Source organism: Pseudomonas sp. 8_5_2 (assembly GCF_059295255.1).
This window is the reverse complement of sequence record NZ_CM181238.1, coordinates 5,452,939-5,469,936: the sequence shown is the minus strand read 5'-3', so window position 1 is coordinate 5,469,936 and position 16,998 is coordinate 5,452,939. Positions and strand designations below refer to the sequence as shown.

15 protein-coding genes and 1 riboswitch are annotated in these 16,998 nt (G+C 62.9%); of the genes, 6 read left to right on the top strand and 9 right to left on the bottom strand.

Going from position 1 to position 16,998, the window contains the following annotated elements; all coding sequences use genetic code 11:
• Nucleotides 1-49 precede the first annotated feature (49 nt).
• Both AC5O5R_RS25030 and AC5O5R_RS25025 read right to left on the bottom strand, forming a co-directional pair.
• Entirely contained in the window at nucleotides 50-1,456 is a 1,407-nt protein-coding gene (locus tag AC5O5R_RS25030) for an adenosylmethionine--8-amino-7-oxononanoate transaminase (protein WP_172227132.1), read from the bottom strand.
• A 79-nt stretch (nucleotides 1,457-1,535) separates the two neighbouring features.
• A complete protein-coding gene (locus tag AC5O5R_RS25025; protein WP_172227135.1) occupies nucleotides 1,536-2,027 on the bottom strand; it encodes a hypothetical protein in 492 nt (163 codons plus the stop codon).
• Nucleotides 2,028-2,235: 208 nt separating this feature from the next.
• Between AC5O5R_RS25025 and AC5O5R_RS25020 the strand changes: the two genes are divergently transcribed.
• From AC5O5R_RS25020 to AC5O5R_RS25010, 3 genes are all read left to right on the top strand, one after another.
• Nucleotides 2,236-4,080, top strand: coding sequence for a flavin monoamine oxidase family protein (locus AC5O5R_RS25020; RefSeq protein ID WP_172227138.1), 1,845 nt, complete (start codon nucleotides 2,236-2,238; stop codon nucleotides 4,078-4,080).
• A gap of 214 nt (nucleotides 4,081-4,294) precedes the next feature.
• Nucleotides 4,295-4,846: a cytochrome b gene (locus tag AC5O5R_RS25015; RefSeq protein ID WP_172227142.1), complete on the top strand. Its 552-nt coding sequence runs from the start codon at nucleotides 4,295-4,297 to the stop codon at nucleotides 4,844-4,846.
• Between the two features lie 34 nt (nucleotides 4,847-4,880).
• A complete protein-coding gene (locus tag AC5O5R_RS25010; protein ID WP_172227145.1) occupies nucleotides 4,881-5,459 on the top strand; it encodes a YceI family protein in 579 nt (192 codons plus the stop codon).
• 88 nt (nucleotides 5,460-5,547) lie between these two features.
• Here AC5O5R_RS25010 and rhlE2 read toward each other — a convergent pair whose 3' ends face one another.
• The 5 genes from rhlE2 to ahcY form a co-directional block, all read right to left on the bottom strand.
• Nucleotides 5,548-7,449 carry an RNA helicase RhlE2 gene (gene rhlE2 / locus AC5O5R_RS25005; protein WP_172231067.1) on the bottom strand — a complete coding sequence of 634 codons (1,902 nt, stop codon included), beginning with the start codon at nucleotides 7,447-7,449 and terminating at the stop codon, nucleotides 5,548-5,550.
• Nucleotides 7,450-7,668: 219 nt separating this feature from the next.
• Complete coding sequence (locus tag AC5O5R_RS25000) at nucleotides 7,669-8,457, bottom strand: substrate-binding periplasmic protein (protein WP_172231070.1); 789 nt, start codon at nucleotides 8,455-8,457, stop codon at nucleotides 7,669-7,671.
• A gap of 67 nt (nucleotides 8,458-8,524) precedes the next feature.
• Complete coding sequence (locus AC5O5R_RS24995) at nucleotides 8,525-9,601, bottom strand: hypothetical protein (RefSeq protein ID WP_172231073.1); 1,077 nt, start codon at nucleotides 9,599-9,601, stop codon at nucleotides 8,525-8,527.
• 93 nt (nucleotides 9,602-9,694) lie between these two features.
• Nucleotides 9,695-10,540, bottom strand: coding sequence for a methylenetetrahydrofolate reductase [NAD(P)H] (gene metF, locus AC5O5R_RS24990; RefSeq protein WP_172231076.1), 846 nt, complete (start codon nucleotides 10,538-10,540; stop codon nucleotides 9,695-9,697).
• A gap of 105 nt (nucleotides 10,541-10,645) precedes the next feature.
• A complete protein-coding gene (ahcY, locus tag AC5O5R_RS24985) occupies nucleotides 10,646-12,055 on the bottom strand; it encodes an adenosylhomocysteinase (RefSeq protein ID WP_172228723.1) in 1,410 nt (469 codons plus the stop codon).
• A gap of 20 nt (nucleotides 12,056-12,075) precedes the next feature.
• Nucleotides 12,076-12,172, bottom strand: a riboswitch (S-adenosyl-L-homocysteine riboswitch).
• A gap of 178 nt (nucleotides 12,173-12,350) precedes the next feature.
• On the opposite strand from ahcY, the gene AC5O5R_RS24980 reads away from it, so the two are divergent.
• Nucleotides 12,351-12,752, top strand: coding sequence for an acyl-CoA thioesterase (locus AC5O5R_RS24980; protein WP_027592453.1), 402 nt, complete (start codon nucleotides 12,351-12,353; stop codon nucleotides 12,750-12,752).
• 130 nt (nucleotides 12,753-12,882) lie between these two features.
• Here the strand turns inward: AC5O5R_RS24980 and AC5O5R_RS24975 are convergent, their stop codons facing one another.
• Nucleotides 12,883-14,118: a cation:proton antiporter gene (locus tag AC5O5R_RS24975; protein WP_172228725.1), complete on the bottom strand. Its 1,236-nt coding sequence runs from the start codon at nucleotides 14,116-14,118 to the stop codon at nucleotides 12,883-12,885.
• A 293-nt stretch (nucleotides 14,119-14,411) separates the two neighbouring features.
• Between AC5O5R_RS24975 and AC5O5R_RS24970 the strand changes: the two genes are divergently transcribed.
• Together AC5O5R_RS24970 and AC5O5R_RS24965 are read left to right on the top strand one after the other, a co-directional pair.
• A complete protein-coding gene (locus AC5O5R_RS24970; protein ID WP_172228727.1) occupies nucleotides 14,412-15,245 on the top strand; it encodes an EamA family transporter in 834 nt (277 codons plus the stop codon).
• Nucleotides 15,246-15,273: 28 nt separating this feature from the next.
• Entirely contained in the window at nucleotides 15,274-15,660 is a 387-nt protein-coding gene (locus tag AC5O5R_RS24965; protein WP_172228729.1) for an MAPEG family protein, read from the top strand.
• 82 nt (nucleotides 15,661-15,742) lie between these two features.
• Here the strand turns inward: AC5O5R_RS24965 and mltA are convergent, their stop codons facing one another.
• Nucleotides 15,743-16,894, bottom strand: a complete 1,152-nt coding sequence (gene mltA, locus AC5O5R_RS24960; protein WP_172228731.1) for a murein transglycosylase A — start codon at nucleotides 16,892-16,894, stop codon at nucleotides 15,743-15,745.
• Between the last annotated feature and the right edge of the window lie 104 nt (nucleotides 16,895-16,998).

The window sequence follows — 16,998 nt, the reverse complement described above, 5'->3', positions numbered from 1 at the left end:
TTCGCGGGTAAACCCGCTCCCACAGGGTTTGGTGGCAGGCTTGCGGGAGTTAACCCGGGTCGCGGAAGTCAGGGTGGAAGTTTGCGGGAACCGCCACGCTGACGCTATCACGGGTGGCGATGTCGATGCCTTCGCTGGCCACTTCGGCGAGGAAGTCGATCTGCTCCGGGGTGATTACATACGGTGGCAGGAAATACACCACGCTGCCCAGCGGGCGCAACAAGGCGCCACGGCTCAAGGCATGCTTGAACACTTTCAGGCCACGGCGCTCCTGCCAGGGGTAGGCGACTTTGCCAGCCTTGTCCTTGACCATTTCGATTGCCAGGGCCATGCCGGTCTGGCGGATCTCGGCCACGTGCGGGTGATCGGCCAGGTGAGCAGTGGCCGTGGCCATGCGCGTGGCCAAGGGCTTGTTGGCCTCGATCACGTTGTCCTGTTCGAAGATATCCAGGGTCGCCAGCGCCGCCGCGCACGCCAGCGGGTTGCCGGTGTAGCTGTGCGAGTGGAGAAACGCGCGCAAGGTCGGGTAGTCGTCGTAGAAGGCCTGGTACACCTTGTCGGTGGTCAGGCAGGCGGCCAGCGGCAGGTAGCCGCCGGTCAAGGCCTTGGACAGGCACAGGAAATCTGGCCGAATGCCGGCCTGCTCACAGGCGAACAAGGTGCCGGTGCGGCCGAAGCCTACGGCAATTTCGTCGTGGATCAGGTGCACGTCGTAGCGGTCGCAGGCTTCGCGCAGCAGCTTGAGGTAGACCGGGTGGTACATGCGCATGCCGCCCGCGCCCTGGATCAGCGGTTCTATAATCACGGCGCTGATCGAGGCGTGGTGCTCGGCCAGGGTCTGCTCCATTACCTGGAACATGTTGCGCGAGTGCTCCTCCCAACCCATGCCCTCGGGGCGCAGGTAGCAGTCGGGGCTCGGTACCTTGATGGTGTCGAGCAGCAGCGCCTTGTAGGTTTCAGTGAACAGCGGCACGTCGCCCACCGACATCGCGGCGATGGTTTCGCCGTGGTAGCTGTTGGTCAGGGTGACAAAGCGCTTCTTGTCCGGTTTGCCGACGTTCTGCCAGTAGTGGAAGCTCATCTTCAGCGCCACTTCGATGCACGACGAACCGTTGTCGGCATAAAACACCCGATCCAGCCCGGCCGGGGTCATGGCCACCAGGCGCTCGGACAGCTCGATCACCGGCTGGTGGCTGAAACCTGCCAGGATCACATGCTCCAGCTGGTCGACCTGGTCCTTGATGCGCTGGTTGATGCGCGGGTTGGCATGGCCGAACACGTTGACCCACCAGCTGCTCACCGCATCCAGGTAGCGCTTGCCTTCGAAGTCTTCCAGCCACACGCCTTCACCGCGCCTGATCGGGATCAGCGGCAGCTGCTCGTGGTCTTTCATCTGGGTGCAGGGGTGCCACAGGACCTTCAGGTCGCGTTGCATCCACTGATCATTGAGGCCCATCGGCACTTCTCCTGGCTTTGCGGCGTGGTTCGACCGCGTAAGCCTAAGCAATGCCGCAGGGCAGGACAACCGCTGCCGTTCAATGGCGCTGTGTGCCGGTCCATTCAAGCTTGCGGATGTGCACGGTACCGGCCTGCGAAGTGGAGATGGTCAGGCGGCGGAACGGCCCGTCGATCACCTGGTGGTAGGGCTGCGTGGCGATGGGGCCGGGGCGCAGGTCGCGAAAGCCGCTGCCCTCAAGTGTGAGCCAGTAGAAGTTGCGTGGTGCCGGTGCGATCAGGTCGTAGTTGTGGTTCCCGGCATCGAACAGCATGTGCAGGTCGTCACCGAGGAAGTCGCTGACCACGTAGTATTCCAGCCGCAGGCACTCGACCTCCTGGGCGAAGGCGATTTCCACATCGCTGTGTTCGCCGATGACCAGCTCGGTGCCGTCCTCACCCTTGAACGCCTCATGAAAGCCGCTGGATGAAGTGCTGTTGGAGCGGATACTCAGCCCGGAGGGCGTGAGCAGGGTCTGCTTGTGCGGCAACGACTGGCGGTCAACTTGCTGGAAATGCTCTTCGAACATCATCTGCGTGCCCTCCTGGCGGGCTTCTGGCCATCTTCGCCAGCATCGCCTGCTGCCGTGTGAAACGGCTACTGGCAAAAATGTCAGTTGCCTAAAGCACTTGATGTCACTGCGCTGGCAGGGTTGGCGGAGGTGACGTATTCTTAACGCATCTCCCCGGGGCATTCCTGCCTCTCCCGTCTCTGCAACTTTTTACTCGGAGTTCGCCATCATGGCTGCTGCTTGGGTGCGCCTGTGCGCGTTGGTATTGATCGGTGTGTCCAGCGGCGCCGCGCTGGCAAAGGACAAGACACCCACAGCTATTGTGGTGGGCGGCGGCCTGGCGGGCCTGACAGCGGCTTACGAGCTGCAGAACAAAGGCTGGCAGGTGACCTTGCTGGAAGCCAAGGCGGGCATGGGCGGGCGCTCGGGCCTTGCCACCAGCGAGTGGATCGGTAACGCCAAGGCGCAGCCAGTGCTCAACCAGTACATTGACCGTTTCAAGCTTGAAACACTGCCGGCGCCCGAGTTCGTGCGTACCCCCGGTTACCTGATCGACGGCGAGTACTTCAGCGCCACTGACCTGGCCACCAAGCAACCGGCCACCGCCGAGGCGCTCAAGCGCTACGAGAAGACCCTCGACGACCTGGCACGCTCGATCGACGACCCGATGAACCCGCAGGCGACCAGCACGCTGTTCGCCCTCGACCAGATCAACGTTTCCAGCTGGCTGGACAAACTGCAACTGCCGGCCACCGCCCGTCAGCTGGTGAACCAGCAGATCCGTACCCGCTACGATGAGCCGTCGCGCCTGTCGCTGCTGTACTTCGCCCAGCAGAACCGTGTGTACCGCGGCGTCAGCGACCGCGACCTGCGCGCCGCGCGCCTGCCGGGTGGCAGCCCGGTGCTGGCCCAGGCTTTCGTCAAGCAGCTCAAGACCATCAAGACCAGCTCGCCGGTGACCGCCATTGTCCAGGACAAGGACGGCGTCACGGTCAAGGTTGGCAGTGTCGGTTATCAGGCCGATTACCTGGTACTGGCCGTGCCGCTGCGCGCGCTGGCCAAGATCCAGATGACCCCGGGGCTGGACGGCCAGCACGTGGCGGCGCTGAAGGGCACCAACTATGGCTGGCGCGACCAGCTGATGCTGAAGTTCAAGACGCCAGTGTGGGAAAGCCGCGCACGCATGTCGGGTGAAATCTTCAGTAATGCCGGCCTGGGCATGCTGTGGATCGAGCCTGCGCTGAAGGGTGGCGCCAACGTGGTGATCAACCTGTCCGGTGATAATGCCCGCCTGCTGCAGGCCTTCGGCGACAAGCAGATGGTCGACCAGGTGCTGATCCGCCTGCACGCGTTCTACCCGCAGGCACGTGGTGCGTTCACTGGCTACGAGGTCAAGCGTTACAGCGTCGACGCCGGTACCGGCGGCGCCTACCTGGCCTATGGCCCGGGGCAGATCAGCAAATACTGGCGCCTGTGGGAGCGCCCGGTGCAGCGTATCACCTTTGCCGGCGAGCACACCGATGCCTTGTACCCGGGCACCCTGGAAGGCGCCCTGCGCAGTGGCCAGCGCGCCGCCAGCCAGGCGCAGGACCTGCTGGCCGGCAAGTCGTTCGACCCGGCCAAAGCGGTACCGGTTGCAGCGGCCGCAGCCGGAGCTGCAGCAGCCAAGGACAGCAAGGGCGGGTTCTTCTCCAATATGTTCGGCGGCTCGTCCGACAAGGCTGACAAGGCACCTGCAAAGCCAGAGCTCAAGCAGGTCGATGAGGCCAAACAGGACAAGCCTGGCTTCTTCAAGCGCCTGTTTGGTGGGGATGACAAGCCTGAAGTGAAGGCGGAGCCCATCGCCAAGGCTGAGGAAGTGGTACCGGCAGTTGCGCCTGTGCCTGCTCCTCAAGTCGCGCCGGCCGCAGTGGTCAAGGAAGCGTCGGCCAAGCCTGCGGCGATCAAGGCTGCACCGGTCAAGCATGCCCCGGCGCACAAACCGGCGCACAAACCTGCCGAGCCCAAGAAGGCCACTGCCAAGTCCGAGCCTGCCAAGAAAGCCGTGGTCAATAGCCAGGCTAAAGCAGGCTGATGCAGGGACAGTTCCGGCCTTTTCGCGGCGGTCGACGCCTCGAAGAGGCCGGCACTGGCAAGCGCACTCTCTCCGTCTATTGTTAATGTTTCCTTAATGGGCAGCTCAGAGAATAAATATCGTATTTCTCGATAATCCGAAGCAGTTTTTTCCGCTTTTATTCGATACGTTACGCGCTAATCTGTGCACAGCTTTCACGGGGAAACACGCCAACATGCAACTGCGCAATTCACCTTCTCGCTACGGCGTGGTCAGCATCGTCCTGCACTGGGGCGTGGCGCTGGCAGTCTTCGGCCTGTTTGGCCTGGGCCTGTGGATGGTCGGCCTCGACTATTACAGCCCATGGCGCAAAGCCGGCCCGGACTTGCACAAAAGCATTGGCCTGGTGCTGCTGGCAGTGATGCTGCTGCGTGTGCTCTGGCGCTTCATCAGCCCACCACCACCAGCTCCGGCCAACCACGGCGCATTCACCCGCCTGGCGGCCAAGCTCGGCCATCTGGCTCTGTACATCGGCCTGTTTGCGGTGATGGCGGCCGGTTACCTGATTTCCACCGCCGACGGTGTTGGCATTCCGGTGTTCGGGTTGTTCGAAGTCCCGGCACTGGTCAGCGATCTGCCCGACCAGGCGGATGTGGCTGGCGTGATCCATCTCTGGCTGGCCTGGGGCCTGGTGATTTTTGCCGTGCTGCATGCCCTGGCAGCGTTCAAGCACCATTTCATCGACCGTGACGCGACCCTGACCCGTATGCTGGGCCGCAAAGCTTGACTCTCAACCTCAATTGCAAAGGAAGGAAGTAAGGATGTTGAAAAAGACTTTTGCCGCTCTGGCGCTCGGTACCGCTCTGCTCTCCGCTGGCCAGGCCATGGCTGCCGAGTACAAGATCGACAAGGAAGGCCAGCACGCGTTCGTCGACTGGAAGATCAGCCACCTGGGCTACAGCTTCATTCACGGTACCTTCAAGGACTTCGACGGCAACTTCAGCTGGGACAGCGCCAAGCCTGAAGCCAGCAAGATCAGCGTCGACCTGAAAACCGCCAGCCTGTGGTCGAACCACGCCGAGCGTGACAAGCACATCGCCAGCGCCGACTTCCTCGATGTGAAGAAGTACCCGGAAGCCAAGTTCGTTTCCACCAGCGTCAAGTCGACTGGCGACAAGACTGCTGACGTGACTGGCGACCTGACCATGCACGGCGTGACCAAGCCGGTCACCTTCAAGGCCACCTTCAACGGTGAAGGCAAGGACCCATGGGGCGGCGAGCGCGCTGGCTTCAACGCCACCACCACGCTGAACCTGAACGACTTCGGCATCAAAGGCCCGGGCGCGACCTCGCAGACCCTGGACCTGGATATCAGTGTTGAAGGCGTGAAGCAGAAGTAACTATTGCTCGGCAATAAAAAACGCCGCCCATTGGGCGGCGTTTTTATTTGCCTTTGCCGAGGATGAGCCGGCAAAGGCTGGCCTGGGTTTAGCCTTTTCGGGTCAACAAGGCCGGGCGCTCGCCACGCGGGCGGCTTGGCAGGTCATCCAGCTGCTCGGGCGTCGGGAAGCGGTCAAGCTTGGATTCCTTGCGGATGATCACGGGCTGTTTTTCGGGCTGGCGCGGGTTGCGCACGGCCGGCTCTTGCCGGGCAGCATCGTCACGCGCCGGGCGGCCACGGCCACCACCGCCATCACGACGGGCGCCGCCGCCGTTATTGGCGCGGGGTGGGCGTTTTTCGCCACCGTTGGAAGCACCACCACTACGCTGTTGGCCGCCACTGCGCGCCTGGCCCTGGCCCCCGGCATTGCTGCGTGGGGCGTTACCCTGGCCCTGACCGGCACCAGCACCTGGGCGGCGATTGCGGCCTTGGCCTTTACCTTGGTACGGGCTCACGTAGTCGGCACGGTTACCGAAGTTATCCACATCGTCGTCCAGGAACGCTTCAGGATCGCGATCGGCTGGCGCTTTCGGCGTACTTGCGCTGCTGGCCTGCTGCTGTTGCTGCTGACGCGGCTTCTTGTCGCGCGGCTTGCGCGGCTGCTGTTGCCGGTCGCCGCTCTTTTCCTTGTCGGCCGGCTTGTCAGCAGCCTGCGGCTTGGCCTTGCCTTTATCCTTGCCTTTGTCCTTGCGGCCGCCGTTGACGTCCTTGCTGCCTTCGCCGCGTGGCTGCTGGTTGCGACCGCCACGGCCGTTGTTTTGCGGGCGTTCACGTACTTCGGGCTTTTCGGCTTCTACCTGGCTGGCATCAAAGCCCATCCAGTCGCCGTCCGGGATACGCTGCTTGGTCACCCGCTCGATGCTCTTGAGCAGTTTTTCTTCGTCCGGCGCGACCATGGAGATGGCCTCGCCCGAACGACCGGCGCGGCCGGTACGGCCGATGCGGTGGACGTAATCTTCCTCCACGTTCGGCAGCTCGAAGTTGACCACGTGCGGCAGCTGGTCGATGTCCAGCCCGCGCGCGGCGATATCGGTGGCTACCAGCACGCGCACGCTGTTGGCCTTGAAGTCGGCCAGTGCCTTGGTGCGGGCGTTCTGGCTCTTGTTACCGTGGATGGCGGCGGCGGTCAGGCCGTGCTTTTCCAGGTACTCGGCCAGGCGATTGGCACCGTGCTTGGTGCGGGTGAACACCAGCACCTGCTCCCAGGCACCCAGGGTAATCAGGTGCGCCAGCAGTGCACGCTTGTGGCTGGCGGGCAGGCGGTAAATGCGCTGCTCGATACGCTCGACAGTGGTGTTTGGAGGGGTGACCTCGATGCGCTCCGGGTTGTGCAGGAGCTTGTCGGCCAGGTCGGTGATGTCCTTGGAGAAGGTCGCCGAGAACAGCAGGTTCTGGCGCTTGGCCGGCAGGCGGGCGAGGACCTTCTTCACGTCATGGATGAAGCCCATGTCGAGCATGCGGTCGGCTTCGTCGAGTACCAGGATTTCCACGTGGGCCAGGTCGACCTTGCCTTGGCCGGCCAGGTCGAGCAAGCGGCCCGGGCAGGCGACCAGCACGTCCACGCCCTTGGCAATGGCCTGGACCTGCGGGTTCATGCCAACCCCGCCGAAGACGCAGGCGCTGACCAGTGGCAGGTCGCGGGCGTAGACCTTGAAGCTGTCATGCACCTGGGCTGCCAGTTCGCGGGTCGGGGTGAGGACCAGTACGCGAGGCTGGCGCGGGCCATGCCGCTGCGACTTGTCGGGGTGGCCGGCCGGGAACAGGCGCTCGAGAATCGGCAGGGCGAAGCCACCGGTTTTACCAGTACCTGTCTGAGCGGCAACCATCAGGTCGCGGCCTTGCAACACGGCGGGAATCGCCCGCTGTTGCACGGGGGTCGGCTGGGTATAGCCCGCAGCCTCGATAGCGCGGACAAGTGCCTCGGAGAGACCGAGGGAAGCAAAGGACATGGGCGATCCTGTTCTCGTGTGGGCTGGGCCCGTAGGGATGTTCTGCCTGGCGCGACGGGCATCGGTGGGATGCGATCGCGTCCGGTCCAGCTGGGCTTTCACTGCACATCCGGGAAACGGAGGGTGGACGCGAAAGTGCGTCAATTGCCGATCGGGATGCCTGTTGCGAGGCCGAGCGTCCGGGCGTGAGCCGGGCGGGAAGGCCCGAGTATAACAGAGCTATCGCGCTGTGCCGCTTTCCTGCTGCTCAACGGCGTTGAGAATGCTTCCGATGTCGCCCGTATAGCGGTTGCTGATCGCCAAGAAGGCCGGTTCCTGCTTGAAACGCCGCAGTTCTTCGGCAAAGGCCAGGGCCAGTGCTTCTCGCCCGGGCTTGCGCACCAGTCCCAGATACTGAGGCTGGCGGCTGATCACCAGCGGCAGTTGTTCGACTTGCTGCTCAAGGCGCAACCGCTGGAGCAGGTAGTGGCCGACCTTGCGGTCGGTGATTGCCAGGTCCACACGCCCCAGTACCAGCTTGCCAAAGTTGGCTTCGTGAGTGGGCGCGGCCTCACGCTTGAAGTGTGGCGCCTCGGTGAAGGCCTTGCCATAGGCGTAGCCGGGGGATGTACCGACGCGAAGACCGGCGAGATCTGCGAGGCTGGTCACGCTATGGCGACGCGAATGTTGCTGGAACAGGACGAACTCCACAATCGACATGGGCTCGGGGGCATAAACCAGGTAAGGCTGGCGTGCCTCGGTCTGGAAGATGTCGAGAATACCATCTGCCAGGCCTTGCTCGACCATTGCCAGGCAGCGCTTCCACGGCAGGAACTGCCATTCCACTTCTACGCCCAGGCGGGCGAAGACCTGGGTGGTGACTTCGTAGTCTATGCCTTGCGGTTGGCCGTCATGTTCATACACATAGGGTGCCCAGTCGTCGCTCACCAGGCGCAAGCGCTCGGCCAGGGCCAACGGGCTCAGGCATATGAGCAGCAGGATCCAGAACAGGCGGGCGACGTGTGGCATGGCCGGAGATTACGCGCTCGGCCTGGGCAAGGCCAGTGCAGACGGTGTCCTTGTGTGCGGGCCCCACTCAACACCGGGAGGCCCGCAACAGATGTGCCTCGATATCCTTGCGCTGTTCGCCCAGCGACAGGCGCAGCCCCGGGTGGCGCAGGCACTGGCGCAGCCGGTCGGGCTCCATGTGGCCATGGCGGGCATTGAGGTTTTCCAGGGCCTTGTCCCACCAGGCCGGCGCGCAGGCACGGTCGAATTCGTTGGGGTAGGGGTAGCAGCCATACAGCAGCTCGCGGGCAAACTGGCGTTCGTGGCGCGGCAGGGTCAGGCTGAGCGCTTTATAGCCCAGGCGCTGCAAGGCCGGTGGTCGCGGCAGCTGGTCGTTGACCAGGGTGACGTCGGCGAGCGCGGCCTGGCTCAGGGGGGCTTCACCGTGCTTGCGCAGCCAGGCCTGGATCTTGGCACGGAATTGCGCCTTGCGGCTCCAGTAGTGGTGGATGACATCGGTGCATTCGGCCACCGCCAGCGTGCGGTAAGCCGCCACAGCCAGGCAGAACTCCTCGAGGGTGTAGGCCTCGCGTGCCAAGGGATGGAACTCGTCCATCATGGCAATGGAGCGGTCCAGAGTGCTGGCATCTTCGGCCGTAAGGCCGATCACTCCGGAGTTGACCAGTGGCATCTGGCAGTCGGCCAGGCCTCGGGATTCGAGGATCGCCAGCAGGTTCCTGTACAGCAGGCACTTCTGGTTGGCGCCATAGCGGGCGCCGATGGCGTTGCACAGCAGTTGGCCTGGCGCTACCCGGGCGAACAGTTGCAGTGGCGATTTGCGGAAGAACGTATCGGTATCGATCAGGACTGCCAGCGGGTGTTGCTGCAATACCTGTCGCAACAGCACATGCTTGCTGCGGAAGTGATAGCCGTGCGGGGCGTTCCATGCCTGGCGCGTGGCCTCGTCCAGCAGGTGGACGGTGACCGGGAGGCTGGCATAGGGCTGCGGGTTATCCGTGTAGACCTGGATATCCATGGCTTCGCCCGCAGCGCTGTCCAGGTGGGCGAGGGCGCTGACGATGCTGAAGCAGGCTTCCTGATGGTAGGTTGCCGGGCCAAAAGCCAGGTAGACGAGCTGTGGCCGCGAAGGCTGGAGATGCTGCATGGCTGGCAAGACCTGTGTAACCGGAAAATGAACAAGGCTTTAGTCTATGACCAAAGCCTTAATCATTTCTTAAGCAGACTTTGCCAAAAAGTTTCAGCGCGGCAGCTTCAGGTTGTTCCAGATCGCCAGGCTCGGTTCGGCCTGGTTCAAGGTGTAGAAGTGCAGGCCAGGTGCGCCGCCTTGCAGCAGCTGCTCGCACATGCGGGTGATCACTTCTTCGCCGAACGCCTGGATGCTGGCGGTGTCGTCGGCATAGGCTTCCAGCTGCTTGCGGATCCAGCGCGGGATCTCGGCGCCACAGGCGTCGGAGAAACGTGCCAGTTTGCTGTAGTTGGTGATCGGCATGATGCCCGGTACCACCGGGATGTCCACGCCCAGTTTCTGTGCGCGCTCGACGAAGTAGAAGTAGCTGTCGGCGTTGAAGAAGTACTGGGTAATGGCGCTGTTGGCACCGGCCTTGACCTTGTGCACGAAGTTGCCCAGGTCAGCCTCGAAATTGCGCGCCTGCGGGTGCATTTCCGGGTAGGCAGCCACTTCTAGGTGGAAGTGATCGGCGGTTTCCTGGCGGATGAACTCGACCAGGTCGCTGGCATAGCGCAGCTCGCCACTGGCCATGCCCATGCCCGACGGCAGGTCGCCACGCAGGGCAACGATGCGCTTGATGCCGGCGGCCTTGTATTCGGCCAGCAGGGCGCGCAGGTCGGCCTTGCTGTCGCCGACGCACGACAGATGCGGCGCGGCAGGCACCTTCACTTCGTTTTCCAGCTGCAGCACGGTGTTCAGCGTGCGGTCGCGGGTCGAACCACCGGCACCGTAGGTGCAGGAGAAGAAGTCCGGGTTGTAGGTGGCCAGCTGGCGGGCGACGCCCATCAGTTTTTCGTGGCCAGCGTCGGTCTTGGTCGGGAAGAACTCAAAGCTGTAGCGGCGTTCTTGTGACATTGATCGTTCCTCGAGCAGCAGGCTTAAGGCGGCAAGCTGCAAGTGAAAGCCAGGCCGGTGTGAGCCGGCCTGGCTTGGGCATCGTTGCTTGGCGTTGCCTGCTGCTTAGTAGCGGTAGGCGTGCGGCTTGAACGGGCCTTCGACGGTCACACCGATGTAGTCGGCTTGCTGCTTGGTCAGCTGGGTGACCACGCCGCCGAAGCCGCGGACCATTTCCAGGGCCACTTCTTCGTCGAGCTTTTTCGGCAGCACTTCAACGGTCAGGCGCTCGGCTTTCTTCTCGGCCGACAGGTCGGCGAACTTCTGCTCGAACAGGAAGATCTGTGCCAGTACCTGGTTGGCGAACGAACCGTCCATGATGCGGCTCGGGTGGCCAGTGGCGTTGCCCAGGTTGACCAGGCGGCCTTCGGCCAGCAGGATCAGGTAATCGTCGTTCTGCGGGTCGAAGCTGCCAGCGCCGGTGCGGTGGATCTTGTGTACCTGCGGCTTGACCTCTTCCCATGCCCAGTTCTTGCGCATGAAGGCAGTGTCGATTTCGTTGTCGAAGTGGCCGATGTTGCAGACCACGGCACGCTTCTTCAGGGCCTTGAGCATGTTGGCGTCGCAGACGTTGACGTTACCGGTGGTGGTCACGATCAGGTCGATCTTGCCCAGCAGGGCCTTGTCGATGCTGGCTTCGGTGCCGTCGTTGATGCCGTCGATGAACGGCGAAACCAGTTCGAAGCCGTCCATGCAGGCCTGCATGGCGCAGATCGGGTCAACTTCGGTGACTTTGACGATCATGCCTTCCTGGCGCAGGGACTGGGCCGAGCCCTTGCCCACGTCACCGTAGCCGATCACCAGGGCCTGCTTGCCCGACAGCAGGTGGTCGGTACCACGCTTGATGGCGTCGTTCAGGCTGTGACGGCAGCCGTACTTGTTGTCGTTCTTGCTCTTGGTGACCGAATCGTTGACGTTGATCGCCGGGACTTTAAGCTCGCCCTTGGCCAGCATGTCCAGCAGGCGGTGCACGCCAGTGGTGGTTTCTTCGGTCACACCGTGTACGCGGTCCAGTACCTGTGGGTACTTCTTGTGCAGCAGCTCGGTCAGGTCACCACCGTCGTCGAGGATCATGTTGGCGTCCCATGGCTGGCCATCTTTCAGGATGGTCTGCTCCAGGCACCACTCGTACTCTTCCTCGGTTTCACCTTTCCAGGCGAACACAGGGATACCGGCGGCGGCGATGGATGCGGCGGCCTGGTCCTGGGTGGAGAAGATGTTGCAGGACGACCAGCGCACTTCGGCGCCCAGGGCAACCAGGGTTTCGATCAGCACGGCGGTCTGGATGGTCATGTGGATGCAGCCCAGAATCTTCGCACCCTTGAGCGGTTGCTCGGTCAGGTACTTGCGACGCAGGCCCATCAGCGCAGGCATTTCCGATTCGGCGATGATGGTTTCGCGACGGCCCCAGGCGGCCAGGGAGATGTCGGCGACTTTGAAATCGGTAAAACCAGCAGGCATGTTTGCAGCGCTCATGAGAGCCTCCATTCGTAGTGTGCGAATGGGCGCCGTTGTGCGTTAAGCGCCCGCGAGAGCGAGCAACGCCCCATCCGAGCCTGACAGGCCTAGCCTGCTGCAGCGCCCCTCGGACAGGTGGCGGGCATGGCGCCGCTGTGGGCAGCCATGTGAAACGGCGCAGATTATAGCCGTGCTGGGCGGCTTGCCCAAGGTTTTCTGTCGATTAATCGCGACGATAGTCGATGTTCAATGGAGCGATCGCGGCCGCTCTGCCATCATTGCTGGACGTTAGCCAAGCAGGTCAGGAGTACAGATGAACTTTCACACCCGCAAGTGGGTTAAACCCGAAGACCTCAACCCCAATGGCACTTTGTTCGGTGGCAGCCTGTTGCGCTGGATCGACGAAGAGGCAGCGATCTACGCCATCGTCCAGCTGGGCAACCAGCGCGTGGTGACCAAGTACATGTCGGAAATCAACTTCGTCAGTGCTTCGCGCCAGGGCGACATCATCGAACTGGGTATCACTGCCACAGAGTTCGGCCGCACCTCGATCACCTTGAAGTGCGAAGTGCGCAACAAGATCACCCGCAAGAGCATCCTCACCGTCGACAAGATGGTGTTCGTCAACCTGGGTGAGGACGGCATGCCGGCGGCGCACGGGCGCACCGAGATCAAGTACGTGCAGGACCAGTTCCCGGATTCGGCGGTAGAGTGATTTTCCGGGGCTGCTCTGCAGCCCATCGCCGGCAAGCCAGCTCCCACAGGTACAGCGCAGAACCGGGGCCTGGCGCCATCCTGTGGGAGCTGGCTTGCCGGCGATGGGCCGCACAGCGGCCCCGAAAATCCTACGGCTGGGCGCTGACCTTGCGCACCACCCGGCCGATGCTCAAGCCCTGCACCAGGATCGACGACAGCACCACGATGTAGGTGATCGACAGCAGCAGGTCACGCTCCTCGCCCAGCGGCAGCGACAGCGCAAGGGCAACCGACACCCCGCCACGCAGGCCACCCCAGGTCAGTACCCGCACCGTGCCCTTGGGCACCGGGCGCCAGCGGCGCAGCAGCAAGATCGCCGGGGCCACGGTCAGCATCCGCGACAGCAGCACCGCCAGCGCCAGCACGCCACCGGCGGCCAGGTGCATCCAGTTGAACGGCAGCAGCAACAGCTCCAGGCCGATCAGCGCGAACAGCAGGGCGTTGAGCATGTCATCGATGAGCTCCCAGAAGCCGTCCATGTAGCGACGGGTCATGTCGTTCATCGCCAGGTTGCGGCCCAGGTTACCGATGATCAGGCCGGCCACGACCATGGCAATCGGCGCCGAAACGTGCAGCTCGTAGCACATGGCCGAACCGCCGATGACCAGCGCCAGGGTCAGCATGACCTCGACTTGATACTGCTCGACGCTTTTGATCATGCGGTAGGTGGCGTAGCCGATGATGCCGCCGAACACCACCCCGCCGATGGCCTCGCGAGCGAACAGAATCGCCGTGTCGGCAAAGCTCGGCGTTTCTCCCAGCTGGATGATGCCCAGCAACACGGTGAACACCACCACGGCGGTACCGTCGTTGAACAGCGACTCGCCAACGATGGTGGTTTTCAGTGGTTTCGAGGCATTGGCGGTACGCAGTGCGCCGAGCACTGCAATCGGGTCGGTCGGCGAGATCAGTGCACCGAACAGCAGGCAGTAGATCAACGGTACCTGCCAGCCGAACATGGCGAATACCCAGTGCGACAAGTAGCCGATGACCACGGTGGCAATCAGCACGCCGACGGTCGCCAGCAGCCCTATAGGCCAGCGGTAGCTGCGCAAGTCGGTGAGGTTGACGTGCAAGGCGCCGGCAAACAGCAGGAACGCCAGCATCCAGTGCATCAGCAGGTCGTTGAAGTCGATCTGGTTCATCAGCCCTTCGACGCGAGCTTCCAGGCCGGGGAAGCCGACCAGGCTCAGCCCTTGCAGGATCAGCGAAAACAGCAACGCCGTGACCATCACGCCGATGGCGGGGGGCAGGCCGATGAAACGGTAATTGACGTAGGTAAGGAGGGTGGTCAGGCAGATAAACGCGGCAACTAGTTCAAGCATCCCAAATCCTGTAGCAGTGGCTTCCAAGTCGTAACCCGAATGGCTCGGGCAGTTCTTTGATGACCTGGCGAGGGGTTCGGGACACAGGCTTTGACCGGATTCGTTCCAATCGTTCCCATGTAAAGGGGCTGCCGCGCAGCCCAATCGCCGGCAAGCCAGCGCCCACATGTACTGCATCGACCTTGAAAGCAACGCGGTCAATGTGGGAGCTGGCTTGCCGGCGATTGGGCCGCACAGCGGCCCCCGAACCCTATATATTCACAGCCATAAAAAGGCCATAAGGACAACAAGGCGTGTTGGCAACATCTCTGGTGCTCGTCGCCGCCCTGCTGCATGCGACCTGGAATACCCTGATCAAATTCAGCGGCGAGCGCTTGCTGGTGATTGCCAGCATGGACACGGTGGCGCTGGCCTTCGCCGTGCTGGCTGTACCTTTCGTCGAGGTCCCACCTGCCAATATCTGGCCGTGGCTGCTGGCCTCTGCGCTGGCCGAGCAGTTGTACCGCTATCTGCTTATCCAGGCCTACCGCGTCGGCGATCTGGGGCTGGTCTATCCTCTGATGCGCGGGCTGTCACCGCTGGTGGTGCTGGGCCTGACCCTGGCGTTTGCCGGGGAGTCGCTGAGCCAGCAGCAGATCATTGGTATCCTGCTGATCCCTTGCGGCATGGCTTGCCTGTTGTGGCAGGGCGGCGGCGGTGACCGGCTGCCCTGGTCGATGTTGCCGGTGGTCGCCCTGATTGGCCTGTGTATCGGTTGCTACACCTGGTTCGACGGCCAGGCCATCCGCTTGTGGGGCAAGCCCTGGGACTACCTGGTGTGGCTGACCCTGCTCAGCGCCTGGCAGTTTCCGCTGCTGGCCGGCGTTGCGCGACCGGCACCGTTTGCCTTGTTCTGGCGCACCCAATGGCGCCTGGGGCTGGCGGTAGGGTTCTGCGTATTGTTCAGTTACGCCCTGGTGTTATGGGCGATGCACCTGGGCTCGGTGGCCGAGGTGGCGGCACTGCGGGAGTTGAGTGTGATCCTGGTGGTACTGCTGGGCATGCGTTATCTCAAAGAACCTTTTGGCGGGCCGAGACTCCTAGCTTGCGGGCTGGTATTGGCCGGCATGCTGGTAATGAAGCTTTGACCTCTAGACTGAACAAGGAGTCCCGTCCATGACTGTTGCCCTGTGGTGCATTTTGATCGCGATGATTTTGCCGCCCCTGTGTGCGCTGATTGCCAAGGTCGGCAGCGGCCGTTTCGGCCTGAAGGACAATCACGACCCGCGCGCTTTCCTTGACACGCTCTCGGGCCTGCCGCGCCGTGCGCATGCCGCGCAGCAGAACAGCTACGAGGCGTTTCCGGCGTTTGCGGCCGCAGTGCTGGTGGCGGATATCGTCGGCAATGCCGAGCAGGTGACGCAGGATGTGCTGGGGGTGATGTATATCACCAGCCGGTTGCTCTACATCATCTGTTACCTGGCCGACTGGGCTGCCTTGCGGTCATTGGTGTGGTTTGCCGGGGTGGCCATGATCGTGGCGTTCTTTGTGGTTTCCATCTGAGACCGCGTTGTCTTTTTCGCGGGCATGCCCGCTCCCACAGGTATTGTGCGGATCCGATAGCTGTGGGAGCGGGCGACACCGATCAAGGCACTTTAGGCACTTCAGGCAACGGCTTGCCTTTGGGCCACAGCATCCAGATCTGCCCCTGCTGCTTCATGTTCCCCGCCAGCTCGCCGGCTTCCGGCCCGGTGCCCCAGAACAGGTCGGCACGCACTTCGCCGGCAATTGCCCCACCGGTATCCTGGGCGCCCACCGGGCGTACCACGGGTGAACCATCCGGGCGCGTGGTGGACAGCCACAGCAGGCTGCCCAGCGGGATCACCTTGCGGTCGATGGCTACGCTGTAGCCGGCAGTCAGCGGCACGTTCAGCGAGCCGCGCGGGCCTTCGTTGCTGTCCGGGCGGGTGCTGAAGAACACGTAGCTGGGGTTGCTGGCCAGCAGTTCCGGTACCCGCTGCGGGTTGGCCTGGGCCCAGCCGTGGATGGCGCCCATGCTCACTTCTTCTTTTTTCAGCTGACCCTGTTCCACCAGCCAGCGGCCGATCGGCCGATAGGGGTGGCCGTTCTGGTCGGCATAGCCGAGGCGCAGTTGGCGGCCGTCCTCCAGTTGTACCCTGCCGGAACCCTGGATCTGCAGGAACTGCAGGTCCATCGGGTCCGTCAGCCAGGCCAGCACCGGTGCCTTGACACCGTCACGGTTGATGACCTCGGCCGTGTCGTAGGGCTTGAGCACCCGGCCATCCAGGCGACCGCGCAAGCGCTTGCCTTTCAGTTCGGGGTAAACACTGGCAAGGTCAACCACGATCATGTCTTCAGGTACGCCATAGACCGCCACATGATTGGTCGCCGACTGGCTCAGGCTACCCGGGTAGACCGGCTCGTAGTAACCGGTGATCAGGCCGTTGGCGTTGTTCTCGGCAGACCGCAGGCCGTACACCTGCAGGTTGTGCTCAAGAAAAGTACGCACCTGTGCTGCGCTTGCGGTATCGCTGCCAGCTGCTTCGCAAGTGGCGGCCCAAACCGGGTCGCGCTTGAGCTTCTGGCAGCCGTTGCGCCAGGCGTAGAAGCCGGCCAGCAGGTCTTCATCGCTGACCGCAGGCAGGTCTTGCCAGGTAGCAGGGGCGTAGGTGGCGATGGCGTGGGGCTCGGGCTTGGCGTTCTCGCCGCCGTTGCAGCCGGCCAGCAAAGCCAGGGCCGGGATTGTCCAGGCCAGGTGGCGCAGGGCAGATTTCATGAGTGCATTCCTGTCAGGCGCAAATATGAAGATTCGCCCCTGTTATTTATGTGGCTATTGGTGTTTGGGGCTTGGGCAGCGATACTGGCCGCCCATTTGCGCAG

Coding starts and splice junctions, on each gene's coding strand:
- AC5O5R_RS25030 (WP_172227132.1), bottom strand. CDS start 1,456: ATGGGCCTCAATGATCAGTGGATGCAACGCGACCTGAAGGTCCTGTGG.
- AC5O5R_RS25025 (WP_172227135.1), bottom strand. CDS start 2,027: ATGATGTTCGAAGAGCATTTCCAGCAAGTTGACCGCCAGTCGTTGCCG.
- AC5O5R_RS25020 (WP_172227138.1), top strand. CDS start 2,236: ATGGCTGCTGCTTGGGTGCGCCTGTGCGCGTTGGTATTGATCGGTGTG.
- AC5O5R_RS25015 (WP_172227142.1), top strand. CDS start 4,295: ATGCAACTGCGCAATTCACCTTCTCGCTACGGCGTGGTCAGCATCGTC.
- AC5O5R_RS25010 (WP_172227145.1), top strand. CDS start 4,881: ATGTTGAAAAAGACTTTTGCCGCTCTGGCGCTCGGTACCGCTCTGCTC.
- rhlE2 (WP_172231067.1), bottom strand. CDS start 7,449: ATGTCCTTTGCTTCCCTCGGTCTCTCCGAGGCACTTGTCCGCGCTATC.
- AC5O5R_RS25000 (WP_172231070.1), bottom strand. CDS start 8,457: ATGCCACACGTCGCCCGCCTGTTCTGGATCCTGCTGCTCATATGCCTG.
- AC5O5R_RS24995 (WP_172231073.1), bottom strand. CDS start 9,601: ATGCAGCATCTCCAGCCTTCGCGGCCACAGCTCGTCTACCTGGCTTTT.
- metF (WP_172231076.1), bottom strand. CDS start 10,540: ATGTCACAAGAACGCCGCTACAGCTTTGAGTTCTTCCCGACCAAGACC.
- ahcY (WP_172228723.1), bottom strand. CDS start 12,055: ATGAGCGCTGCAAACATGCCTGCTGGTTTTACCGATTTCAAAGTCGCC.
- AC5O5R_RS24980 (WP_027592453.1), top strand. CDS start 12,351: ATGAACTTTCACACCCGCAAGTGGGTTAAACCCGAAGACCTCAACCCC.
- AC5O5R_RS24975 (WP_172228725.1), bottom strand. CDS start 14,118: ATGCTTGAACTAGTTGCCGCGTTTATCTGCCTGACCACCCTCCTTACC.
- AC5O5R_RS24965 (WP_172228729.1), top strand. CDS start 15,274: ATGACTGTTGCCCTGTGGTGCATTTTGATCGCGATGATTTTGCCGCCC.
- mltA (WP_172228731.1), bottom strand. CDS start 16,894: ATGAAATCTGCCCTGCGCCACCTGGCCTGGACAATCCCGGCCCTGGCT.